At 61.7% G+C, this 12,956-nt stretch carries 4 protein-coding genes; all 4 read left to right on the top strand.

Translation table 11 applies throughout. The annotated features are described in order from the left end of the window. Positions 1-6 precede the first annotated feature (6 nt). The 4 genes from CFB89_RS35325 (at position 7) to CFB89_RS13845 (ending at position 12,921) form a co-directional block, all read left to right on the top strand. Positions 7-432 (top strand): transposase, encoded by a 426-nt coding sequence (locus tag CFB89_RS35325; protein WP_256979672.1) that lies wholly within the window; start codon positions 7-9, stop codon positions 430-432. Between the two features lie 407 nt (positions 433-839). After that, positions 840-10,802 carry a hemagglutinin repeat-containing protein gene (locus CFB89_RS13850; protein ID WP_144030106.1) on the top strand — a complete coding sequence of 3,321 codons (9,963 nt, stop codon included), beginning with the start codon at positions 840-842 and terminating at the stop codon, positions 10,800-10,802. Next, positions 10,799-11,167, top strand: coding sequence for a hypothetical protein (locus tag CFB89_RS34220; RefSeq protein WP_144030105.1), 369 nt, complete (start codon positions 10,799-10,801; stop codon positions 11,165-11,167). The genes CFB89_RS13850 and CFB89_RS34220 overlap by 4 nt, the downstream gene beginning before the upstream one ends. Beyond that, positions 11,164-12,921 carry a ShlB/FhaC/HecB family hemolysin secretion/activation protein gene (locus CFB89_RS13845; protein ID WP_179233433.1) on the top strand — a complete coding sequence of 586 codons (1,758 nt, stop codon included), beginning with the start codon at positions 11,164-11,166 and terminating at the stop codon, positions 12,919-12,921. The genes CFB89_RS34220 and CFB89_RS13845 overlap by 4 nt, the downstream gene beginning before the upstream one ends. Positions 12,922-12,956 lie beyond the last annotated feature (35 nt).

Here is a 12,956-nt window from a genome sequence, read left to right as displayed (position 1 = left end):
TCCGGCATGACGTTGTCATCAAGACCAGGAGGTCATGCCGTGAAGAAGAGCAGGTTCACCGAAGAGCAGATCGCATACGCATTGAAGCAGGCCGAGTTGGGCACGCCTGTCGCGGAGGTCTGCCGCAAGATGGGGATCAGCGATGCGACGTTCTACAACTGGCGGACGAAATACGGCGGGCTGTCGCCCTCGGAGCTGCGCCGACTTCGCGAGCGCGGCATCCGACCGGTTATCGCTAGGCGTCGGACCGAACACGGCAGCGGTCTCGGGAAATTCCGTTGGGTCGTCGAACGAACTCATTCGTGGCTCCATGGTTTCCGTCGCCTTCGTACTCGCTTTGAACGCCGCTCCGACATTCACGAGGCATTCTTAAAACTGGCCTGCGCGCTCGTCTGCCGGAATATCTTCAGCCGAACGGAGCGGTCTTTTTGAACTGGCCTTTAAGCGAAGTGCGCCGGCGCGGAAATGCATCGACGGAGCGGCCATAGCTGGCCGGGCTCAGGAAGGTGATATGTGGTTGAAAGAAAGTTGATTATCGTTTGTGCGCCAATTCGCCCTCGCAATTCTGTCAGGGATTTTTGAGGTGATGGGTGAGGTAATATTCGCGCGGATTGCCATTACAATGGCGCCCATAGTTGCGGACGACGCAATATGTAACTTGCCACGGTCGGGGGAGAGGGGCGAGCGCCCGTGTTGGAGCTTCGGCGCGAACGAACTGTTTCAACCGGGCAACGATTGACGTTCTTTGACGCTGACTTTCTACGTTTCAATTAGATTCCAGCGATGTTCGATGCCGTGAGAGCGGATCGAAACCAAAAAATCGCGAGTAGACCAAAATCATGAACAAGAACCAATATCGGCTGGTATTCAGCCGCGTGCGGGGTATGTTGGTCGCCGTTGAAGAAACGGCTAGCAGGACGGGGAAAACAAATACGGGCGAAACTCGCCGCGTCGCCAAGCGCGGCGGTGAGCATCCGGCAGCGATGTTCGCGTTACGGGTTACTGTGTTCGGCGCGCTGGTCGCAGCCGGCGCGAATCCGATCTGGGCGAATGCGCAGATCGTCGGCGGCGGGCCTCACGCGCCCGCGGTGGTGCAGACGCCCAATGGCCTGCCGCAAGTCAACATCAACACGCCGAGCGCTGCCGGCGTGTCGTTGAACACCTATAACCAGTTCGACGTTCAGAAGAATGGCGCGATCCTGAACAACGCGTCGACGATCGTCAACACGCAGCAGGCCGGCTATATCAACGGCAACCCGAACCTGAGTGCGGGGCAGGCGGCGCGCATCATCGTCAACCAGGTCAACAGCACCGCGGCGAGTCAGATCAAGGGATATGTGGAGATCGCGGGCAGCCGGGCGGAGGTCGTGCTGGCCAACCCTGCCGGTATCGTCGTGGACGGCGGCGGGTTCATCAATACCTCGCGCGCGGTCTTGACAACCGGCGTGCCGCAGTTTGGCGCGGACGGGTCGTTGTCGGGCTTCAATGTTAATCGCGGCCTTGTAACTGTGCAAGGGGCGGGCCTCGATACCTCGAATGTTGATCAGACCGACATCATCGCCCGTGCTGTACAGGCTAATGCCGCGATTTATGCGAAGAATCTCAACGTAATCGCCGGTACGAACCAGATTAATCACGACACGCTTGCCGCGACGCAGATCGCCGGTGACGGCCCTGCTCCTGCTGTCGCAATCGACGTAGCTCAGTTGGGCGGCATGTATGCCAACAGGGTGTTTCTGGTTGGCAACTCCGCAGGCGTGGGTGTCGCGAACGCAGGGACGATCGCGGCGCAGGCAGGCGATCTGACGTTGCAATCGGACGGCCGGCTCGTGCTCGCGGGCAAGACCACGGCAAGCGGCAACCTCGCGATGTCGGCGTCGGGCGGCATCCAGAATAGCGGCACCACGTATGCGCAGCAATCGTTGTCGGCGAACACTGCGGCCGATCTGACGAACAGCGGGACGCTCGCGGCGCAGCAGAGTACGACGGTCAACGCCGGCAGTGTCAACTCGACCGGCACGCTCGGTGCGGGTGTGAACAACGACGGCTCCGTCGCGCACAGCGGCGACCTGAACCTGAGTGCGTCGGGCCAACTGAGCGCGACCGGCCAGAACGTCGCGGGCGGCAATGCCTCGCTGACGGGCGCTAATGTGAATCTCGCCGGCGGCCAGACGGCTGCAAACGGCAATTTGTCGCTGAACGCGACGGCCGGCGACGTGAACCTGTCGAACGCGACGACGAGCGCGCAAGGCGCCATTCAGGCGAACGCATCGGGCACCGTGATCAACGATCACGGCAGCCTGTCGAGCGGCAACAGCACGACGCTGACCGGCGGCAACCTGTCGAACCAGGGCGGCAAGGTGTCGTCGCAGGGGCCGCTGTCGGTCAACGTCGCCGGCCAGATCGCCAACCAGTCGGGTGAACTCGTATCCGAAAGCACGGCTGACCTGCGTGGCGGAGCAATCGCGAACAACCGAGGGACGATCCAGAGCGCCGCCGGCATGACAGTAGCAGGCGCGTCGCTGGACAACACGGCGGGCCGGATCACATCGCTCAACGGCGACGGCCTGACAGTGACGACCGGCGGTGAGTTGACCAATGCGGCAGGCACGACCGCGAACGGCGCACAGGGCGGCATCATTGGCGGCAATGGAGACGTCACCGTGCAAGGCGGCAATGTCGCGAATCACGGCAGGATCACATCCCATGCAAACCTGCATGTCTCGGGGCAATCGGTCGACAATGCAAACGGCGTTTTGCAGGCCACACAGAAGATGGCGGTCGACGCAGGCGCGCGCCTGACCAATAACGGCGGTTCGATCGCCGGCCAGACCGCCACACTGACCGGCACGACCCTCGACAATAGTGCGGGCACCGTGCAGGCCGACCAGGTGTCGTTGAATGCGACCGACCTCGTGAACCACGGCGGCACGATTACGCAGACCGGCACAGGCGTGACGAGCGCGAACGTGTCGGGCACGCTGGACAATTCGAACGGCGGTACGTTGCAAACCAACAGTACCGACCTCACGCTCGGGGCGGCGGCTATCGTCAACGATGGCGGCACGATCACGCATGCCGGCAACGGTACGTTGACCATCGATAACGGTACGGGCCGAGTGTCGAATGTCGGCGGCACCATTACCAGCAATGGGCGTGTCGCAGCTCGAACGGGGACGCTGAACAACACGGCCGGGGTAATCAGCAGCCAAACCGGATTGACGGCAGCCGTCGGCAGTGCGCTCGACAATACCGGAGGCAAGCTGCTGTCGAACGCCGACCTCGGTATCGTAGGCGGCACGCTGAAAAACGATAACGGGAGGATCAGCGCGAATACGAACGCGTCGATCCAGGGCCGAACGCTGTCGAACAGCGGCGGGTCGATCGCCGCGTCGACGCTGAGCGTGACCGCGAGCGAATTGCTCGACAACAGTCAAGGCACGCTGGAGGCGAATCAGCTCGCATTGACCGCGCCGAATTTGACGAACCGTAACGGGACGATCACCCAGTATGGCTCGTCGGCGATGAACGTCGACGTCAGCAACACGATCGACAATTCGGCGGGCGGCGCGATCCAGACCCGCAGTACCGACCTTACGCTGTCTCCGGCGACGCTGATCAACGATCACGGCACGATCACGCATGTCGGAACCGGCACGCTGACGCTCGGCAACGGAGCGAACGCGATCAGCAATGCGGGCGGGAAGATCGTCGGCAATGGCCGGGTCGATGTCCGGTCCGCAACGCTCGACAACACGGCGGGTTCGATCACTGCACAGACCGGGCTGGGTGCCGAGGTCGGCGGAACGCTTAACAACGCGAACGGCAAATTGCTGTCGAGTACGGACCTGGGCGTGACCGCCGGTATGTTGATCAACGACGGCGGACAAATCGGCGCGAGTGCGAATGCGACGATCCAGACCGGCGCGATGACGAACAAGCAAGGGTCGATCGTTGCACCGAATCTCGTTGTGAAAGCCGGCAATCTGCTCGATAACAGTCAGGGCAGACTTGAAGCAAACCAGCTCGCGCTAACCGCGACGAACCTGACAAACCGTGGTGGCACGATCACCCAATACGGAACGTCGGCGATGGCTGTCGACGTCACCGGCACGCTCGACAACTCGTCGGCCGGCGTGATCCAGACCAACAGTACGGACCTCACGCTCAGGCCGGCCGAGCTGAACAATGCGGGCGGAACGATCACGCATGCCGGTACGGGTACGCTGACGATCGCGCCGGGCAATGGAGCCGGCGCGCTGAACAATGCTTCGGGCACCATCGTGACCAAGGGGCAGGCCGTCGTCAGCGCGGGCAACTGGAACAACGCGAACGGGATTCTCGCCACGCAACGCGGTATGAACGCGGCGATCGGCGGCGACGTGAACAATACGCAGGGCCTGCTGCGCTCGAATGCTTCACTATCGTTCTCGGCCGGCGGCGCAATATCCAACCGCGGCGGTCATGTCCAGGCGGGCCAGTCGACAACCGGCGACGCGAGTACGCTCGATCTTCGAGCGGCGTCGCTCGACAATACGGACGGTGCCGTCGTCGATCTCGGCACGGGCCGGTTGAACGTCCAGGGTGGGGCCTGGATAGCGAATAGCCATGCCGGCAACGTGTCAGGTATGGGCGCGATCACCGGCAACGGCGATGTCACCATCGGCGCGGCATCGATCAGTAACACGCAAGGCGGTCAGCTCAGCGGCGGCTCCCTGCACGTGAACGCCAATACCGTCGACAACAGCGGCGGCGCGATCGGTAACGTCGCGAATACGAATGGCGACGTGAACGTGGCGACAGGCGGCGCGATCACGAACACGAATGGCCGAGTCAGTTCTACGCGCAATCTGACGATGTCGGTTGCCACGTTGCTGGGCGGCGGGGCGTACAGCGCGGCGCGCGACGTGAACGTGAATCTGCAGGGTGACTACGTGTCGACGTCCGACACGCAGTTCAACGTCGGTCACGATCTCACGTTCACGCTGCCAGGCACCTTCACGAACAATGCGAACCTGCAGTCGGTGAACAACCTGAGCGTCAATGCAGGCAACATCGTGAACGTGGGCGCGCTGACGGCAGGTGGGCTGTTGCGAACGCAATCGGCCAATTTGTACAACACGGGCGCGCTCGTCGGCGCGAGTGCGTCACTCAATGGGACCGGTACGATTTCGAACGTCGGGGCGACTGCGCTAATCGGCGGATCGGATGCCAACGGTACGCTCGAGATACTCGCGCATGACATCGAGAACCGGGACGATACGTCGTCCGCCGACACGATGGCGACGACGGCCATGTTCGGCATGGGTAAGGTCGTGTTGGCGGGTAGCAAGGACGCGAGCGGCAATTACACGAATGCGGCGCTGGTCAACAATGCGTCGGCGTTGATCCAGTCCGGTGGCGACATGGAACTGCATGCGGACCGCGTCACGAACACGCGTCGTCAGATGCAGACATCGAACGGGACCACGAGCGTCGACCCCGCGGTGCTGGAGCAACTGGGCATCAGCATGTCGGGCTGCATTGCGTACTACATGGCCGCTTGTAGTGGTCAGGATGTTCATTGGATCAACCTCTCGCGCGATCCGAACTATCCGGATTACGATCCGGCGCCCATCATCGCGAAGCTGCAGACCCAGCCGGGCGGTGTATTTACCGTTCCGCCCAACGGCGGGCAATGGAACAGCGGCTATCAATACACGACTTATACCGGCACGGCAGTCGCGAGCACGGTTACGGCGTTGAGTGCTGCCGGTCAGATCGTGTCGGGCGGCAAGATCGATGCGACGACGGTCGGGAACCTCCAGAACTACTGGAGCCACATCACGGCCGTGGGCAACGTCGACATGCCGCAGCATTACGACGGCGACGGTTGGGCGGCTTCCGGCCAGCAGGCGCCGGCCGTGACCGTCACGTATTCGGGCTATTACCACTACAACAACTACGACAATAGCGAGCACAACTGGACATTGCCGTTCGGCGACATGCCGTTCGTCGGTGGTCACCCCGGCGGTTACGCGCAGGCGGCGCCGGCCGATGTCAAGAAGTATGCGATTGCCGGTTACGACTCGACGTTGGGTTCGAACGGCACGATCTCGGGCACGGGCGTCAGCATCAACAACACGGCGGGCAATGCATCGATTCCGTCGCTCGGATTGCTTCCCGGCCAGGAAGTGCCGGGCCTGACGTTTGGAAGCCTGAACGGTAATGCCGCGGTGTCGAAAACGTCGGGCGGTATGGTAACCGGGCAGGTTTCCGGCACCGGCGCGAAAGGCGGGACCGTGACGAGCAAGCCCGTTCAGCCCGTCAGCCCAATCATTGCCGGCGCGACGGCGCAAAGAGTACTGGACAATCTCGCGATTCCGCAAGGCGGCTTGTACAGGCCGATCCAGTCGCCGAACGCGAGCTATGTGATCGAGACGAACCCGGCGTTCACGAATCAGAAGACGTTCCTGTCGAGCGACTACTTTTTCAATCAGATCGGCGTCGATCTGACGCACGTCCCCAAGCGCCTCGGCGACGGGTTCTACGAACAGCAGCTCGTCAGAAACGAGGTGACGGCGCTCACGGGCAAGGCCGTGCTCGGCCCGTACACCGATTTGCAGGCGATGTATCAGTCGTTGCTGGGCGCTGGCGCGGATCTGGCGAAATCGCTCGATCTGCCGGTGGGCGCGAGCCTGTCCGCCGATCAGGTATCGAAGCTGACCGGCAACGTGATCATGATGGAAACGCGCGTGGTCGACGGCCAGTCGGTGCTCGTGCCGGTTGTGTATCTGGCACAGGCGAACCAGCAGAACGTCAATGGTCCGCTGATCACCGCCACCGACATCGATCTGAAGGATGCGCAGAACTTCACGAACAGCGGCACGGTAAAGGCCGACAATACGTTGTCGATCCAGGGCAAGCAGATCGACAACGCGTTCGGCGCACTGCAAAGCGGCGGGCTGATGTCGCTGACGACGGACGGTCAGGTCGATTTGACCTCGGCCAAGGTGAAGGCCGGTAGCCTGAATCTGAATGCCGGTGGCGATTTGATTCTGAACACGGCGACGAACACCAGCACCCAGGTCAGTCGTGACGGTGCGACGAGCGTCAAGATGACGCTCGGGCCGACCGCGCAACTCGATGTGCTCGGCGATGCGTCGATCAAGACCGGCGGGAACTTCCAGCAGAATGCGGGCAGCCTGACGGTCGGCGGCAATTTCGGCATGAATGTCGGCGGTAACTGGGATCTCGGTGCGGTGCAGACGGGCGAGCACAAGATCGTGCAGCGTGCGAACGGCGTGTCGGATACGGATCTCAACAGCGCGACCGGCAGCACCGTGAACGTGGGCGGTAAGTCGGCCATCGGTGTGGGCGGTGACCTGACGGCACAGGGTGCGCAACTCAACTTCGGTCAAGGCGGCACGGTCGCGGCCAAAGGTGATGTGACCTTTGGCGCTGCGAGCACCACGTCGACCATCAACGCCAATAGCTCGGGCGACCAAGGGAATCGCAGCTATGCGGAAACCCGGCATGCGTCGGACCAGGCGTTGACGGGCACGACCGTAAAGGGGGGCGATACGTTGAATGTGGTGGCGGGCAAGGACATCAATGTCATCGGCAGCACGATCGACCTGAAGAAAGGCGATGTGAACTTGTTGGCGGCCGGCGACGTGAACATTGGGGCCGCGATTGAAACACATGTGTACAACTCACGGGAGACGCATAGCCGCAGCGGCGTCGTGAGCGGCACGAAAATTGCCAGCAGCCAGGACGCGACCAGCACGGTGGCGAACGGCAGCCTGATTTCTGCGGACGGCGTGTCGATCGGTAGCGGCAAGGACATCAACGTACAAGGTAGTACGGTCGTCGGCACGCATGATGTCACGCTCAATGCGGCGCACGACGTGAACATCACGACGTCGCAGGACACCAGCCAGTCGTCGACCACCTATCAGGAACAGCACTCGGGCCTGATGTCGGGCGGCGGACTGTCTTTCTCGGTCGGCAACAGCAAGCTCGCGCAGCAGAATCAATCGTCCAGCGTGACGAACAATGCCAGCACGGTGGGTTCGGTGGACGGCAATCTGACGGTCAACGCGGGCAATACGCTGCACGTGAAAGGCAGCGATCTGGTTGCGGGCAAGGACTTGACCGGGACGGCCGCGAACATCGTGATCGATTCGGCCACCGACACCACGCATCAAGCGCAACAGCAGCAGACGAGCAAGAGCGGGCTGACGGTCGGTTTGTCGGGCTCGGTGGGCGATGCAATCAACAACGCGATCAGCGAGACGCAGGCCGCGCGCGAATCGGCGAAGGACAGCAACGGCCGCGCGTCAGCGCTGCACAGCATCGCGGCGGCCGGCGACGTGGCATTCGGCGGTATGGGGGCCAAGGCTCTGCTGGACGGCGCGAAGGGGCCGCAGGCTCCGAGCATCGGCGTGCAGGTCAGCGTCGGTTCGAGCCATAGTTCGATGCAGTCGTCGGAAGACCAGACGATTCAGCGGGGTTCCAGCATCAATGCGGGCGGCACCGCGACGCTGATTGCAACGGGCACACCCGGCAACGGCACGCCGAAGGACGGCAACATCACGATCGCGGGCTCGAACGTGAACGCGGCCAACGTGGCGTTGGTCGCGAACAACCAGGTCAATCTCGTCAACACGACCGATACGGACAAGACGCAAAGCTCGAACTCGTCGTCGGGGTCGAGCGTCGGCGTGTCGATCGGCACGAACGGCATCGGCGTGTCCGCGTCGATGCAGCGCGCGCATGGAGACGGCAATTCGGATGCGGCGATCCAGAACAACACGCATATTAACGCGAGCCAGACCGCGACCATCGTGAGCGGCGGCGACACGAACGTGATCGGCGCGAACGTGAACGCGAACAAGGTGGTGGCCGACGTGGGCGGCAACCTGAACGTGGCGAGCGTTCAGGATACGACCGTGAGCGCCGCGCATCAGTCGAGCGCGGGTGGCGGCTTCACGATCAGTCAGGCGGGCGGCGTCGGCGGGAGTTTCAGTGCGCAGAACGGCCACGCGGACGGCAATTATGCGGGTGTGACTGAGCAGGCCGGCATCCAGGCGGGCGCAGGCGGTTTCGATGTGACCGTGAAAGGCAACACCGACCTGAAGGGCGCATATATCGCCAGCACGGCCGACGCGTCGAAGAACAGCCTGATGACTGGCACGCTCACGACGAGCGACATCGAGAACCACTCGCACTACAGCGCGAACAGCGCGGGCTTTAGCGCGGGTGCATCGGTCGGACCGAGCAACAAGGCAGTTGGTCCGTCGTCGGTATCGGGCTCGGGCGGCGTCACGCCGATGGTGTTCCAGAACGACAGCGGGGACCAGAGCGCGACGACGAAGAGCGCGGTGAGCGCCGGCACGATCAATATCACGAAGCCGGGCGAGCAGACGCAGGACGTTGCGAACCTGAACCGCGATACGACGAATCTGAACGGGACCGTTTCGAAGACGCCCGACGTTCAGAAAACGCTGTCGCAGCAGGCCGATACGATGAATGCGGCGCAGGCGGCCGGGCAGACGATTTCGCAGGGGATCGGCCTGTACGCTGACGGCAAACGCAAGGATGCGATCGATGCGGCTAAGGCCGCCTACGAGCGCGGCGACCTGATTGCGATGCAGTCGTACATTGACCAGGCGAAGAGCTGGGATGAGGGAGGTGCGTCGCGTGCGGGCTTGCAAGCAGCCGGCGGCGCACTGATCGGCGGACTCGGCGGCGGCAGCGCGCTCACGGCGATCGGCGGCGCAGCGGGAGCCGGCACGTCGTCACTGCTGGCCGGACAGGCAGAGAAGATCAGCAAATCGGTGGGCGATACGACCGGCTCGTCGCTGGTCGGCAACATCGCTGCGAACGTTGCGGCAACGGTCGGTGGCGCACTGGTGGGTGGCAGTGCGGGCGCGGCGATGGCATCGAACGTCGAGCTTTACAATGCAGGCAACGACCCCCAAAAAACGGACGACCGAGCGACAATCGCAGGACTTCAGGGGCTGCTCAACCGGACCGCCGCGATGGCTTCGGATGCCAAGGCCGGTGTCTGGAACGGAGTGGTCAACGTCGCGGGCGTGATCGTTAATCTTCCGAACGGCGGGCCATTCGCGTCGCCCGGCGATCCGGGATACGTTTCTCTCGATGGATTGAAGAAACCGTACAAGTCTGGAACATCGGTCGGGCCTGACGCGGAGTTCCTGACGCCTATCTTGGCGACGCTGGGTCTCGGCGGAAAGGCGGCAGTCGGAACTGATGTGGCAACAACATCAGCGGATGTCGCCACGGTTGGAAACGGTGCGCTCAAAACTGCAAGTGGTGACTTGAACGCGGCTGGCAATGCGGCACGAACCCAACCGTATGGAAATGGGGCGAGCGCATCGCCCTCTCCGGGAACGGCCACTGCGGGGAGTTCGGGCGCGAATACACAACTTTCGCCGGGTAATAGCAGCATAACTTCGAACGGCACAGCCAATATTGCGACCGCTCCGAAGCTTGCCGACGATCTTGCTGCGGGCATGTCGAAACCAGTGGTGACGGACGCGAAGCTCGGTGGACTGATGGATGATCTCTATCGTGATGGGGCTAAGATTGGTACAGGGAGTACTGCTGATGCAGTCCGCTACGAAACCGAGACTGGCAGTCCAGTCGGTGGTGTTTTCCACACTCAGAAAGCACAAGATTACTCAACGGCCCTGCAAAAGTGGATAGATTCAAATCCTAATGCCTCATTCAGCGATCGTTCGGCAGCACAGAACGTACTGAGAGACCTCCAGAATGCATTGAAAGGAAAGCGATGAATACATGGAAAGATTTTGTTGCCGATTTGACGAAAATCGAATCTCTTCGGCTGGCTAGAGATGAAGCTATCGAGGATTGGGGGGTAGACATCCCGACTACGCTCCTCTTCGGAAAGTTAGGAAAGAGTGTCGCAGCAAGATTCGATGAATATTCGCCCGAAGACCGGACATATATCTTCGAGACTATCGAACGCGGCATGACGGCAGAGAACGTCGATCTGAAGACCTTCGTTGCAACGGGTCTATTGGAGGCTCTATACGCCCAAGCACACCGAGATGGTGCACTTCTGTCGCGTATGGAAGTGCAATTTGGGGATGTGTCGAGGGCGTACTTAAAAGATTGGGCAAATTGGCATCAGTCATGACTGTTAAGCGGTTGTCGATCTTGCCATTGTCCGCGTTGGTTACGCTCTCTGCGCAGGCACAACAGGCCCCCACTCCGAATGACCAGGCCGCCGCCGCCCGCGCGAACGCCGAGCAGAATCAGCAGGTGCAACAGCGCCGTGACGCCCAGCAGCGTGACGTCACCGTGCAAGCGCCGGGCGTGCGTTCGGACGTGCCGCGCCCGGAAGCCTATCCGGTACTGCCGACCGAAACACCGTGCTTTCGAATTGATCGTTTCGCGCTCGACGTGCCCGAGTCGTTACCGGCCGCGTCAAAGGCGCAAGGCGCATCAGCCTTGCCGATGGATCGCTTCGCCTTTGCCCGCGACTGGCTCGCGCACTACGCTGGCCAATGCGTCGGCAAGCAAGGCGTCGACTTGATCGTTAAGGGGCTGTCGCAGACCATCCTCGCGCGCGGCTACATCACGACCCGCGTACTTGTGCCCGAGCAGGATTTGTCCACCGGCACATTGAAGCTAGCCGTGATTCCGGGCGTGATCCGCCACGTGCGTATCGAGGACGAGAAGTTGCGCGGAACGTGGAAGACCGCCTTCCCGACGCGCGACGGCGACGTGTTGAACCTGCGCGACATCGAACAAGGGCTTGAGCAGATGAAGCGCGTATCAAGCCAGGATGTGTCGATGCGGATCGCACCTGGCGATATGCCCGGCGAGAGCGACGTGGTGCTCGATGTGAAGCGCGGCAAGCCCTGGACCGTCGTAGCGTCGATCGACAATTCGGGAACGCGCGCGACGGGCAGACTCCAGGGCAATCTGTCGATTGGCATCGACAACCCGCTTGGCTTGAATGACGTGTTTAACGTCGGCGTGAGTCAAGACCTCGAATTCGGCGACAAGCGCCTTGGATCACACGGCTGGAACGGCTTCTACTCGATGCCGTGGGGCTACTGGACCGCAACGATCGCGGCGTACACGAACACGTACTATCAACAGATTGCCGGCGTGAATCAGACTTTTGTTGCGAGCGGCAATTCGAAGACGCTTGATTTCAAACTGGCGCGCGTGCTGTTGCGCAGTCAGAACGATGTGTTCGGCGGGTACGTCCGTCTGTCGCGTCGTTTTGGCGAAAGCTTCATCGAAGACACGGAAATCACGCAGCAGCGTCGCAACAACACGGTTATCGAATTCGGCCTGACCGATCGTCACTACTTCGATGGGGCGCAGTTCGACGGCACGCTGGCCTATCGTCAAGGGGTCGGCGGTCTCGGCGCACGGGAGGACATCCTCGCGGCGAGCGGTGGCCCGACCTACCGCTACCGAATGGCGGTCTTGGACGCGAATCTTTCGGTGCCTTTCGCGATTGGAAAGCAGCCGTTCAGTTATGTGACGAGCGTTCACGGTCAGTACACGGGTAACACGCTGTATTACATCGATGACCTGACCATTGGTAGCCGCTACACGGTGCGCGGGTTCGATGGTGAAACGATGTTGGCGGCGGCGCGTGGCCTCTATTGGCGCAACGAACTGCAAATGCCTATCGGGCAGACCGGACAAGCGATTTATGCCGGACTGGATTACGGCCGTGTGTGGGGACCGCAGCCGGTTGTGTTGGTCGGAACGCAGTTGGCCGGTGCGGTGATTGGCGTGAAGGGTAGCGTTGCGACGCGGTTTGGTGGATACGGCTACGACTTGTTTGCCGGCACACCGATCTACAAGCCGTCTGGATTTCCGACTGCACGTGTGACGGTTGGTTTTCAGGTGACAGCGCAGTTTTAAGGGAAGGCGGGATGCGAGACGGGACTGTACTATAA

Source organism: Burkholderia sp. AU16741, from assembly GCF_002223345.1.
In the GTDB taxonomy this organism is placed as follows: Bacteria; Pseudomonadota; Gammaproteobacteria; order Burkholderiales; family Burkholderiaceae; genus Burkholderia; species Burkholderia sola.
This window is presented reverse-complemented; position numbering and strand designations above follow the sequence as displayed.

Coding starts and splice junctions, on each gene's coding strand:
- CFB89_RS13850 (WP_144030106.1), top strand. CDS start 840: ATGAACAAGAACCAATATCGGCTGGTATTCAGCCGCGTGCGGGGTATG.
- CFB89_RS35325 (WP_256979672.1), top strand. CDS start 7: ATGACGTTGTCATCAAGACCAGGAGGTCATGCCGTGAAGAAGAGCAGG.
- CFB89_RS13845 (WP_179233433.1), top strand. CDS start 11,164: ATGACTGTTAAGCGGTTGTCGATCTTGCCATTGTCCGCGTTGGTTACG.
- CFB89_RS34220 (WP_144030105.1), top strand. CDS start 10,799: ATGAATACATGGAAAGATTTTGTTGCCGATTTGACGAAAATCGAATCT.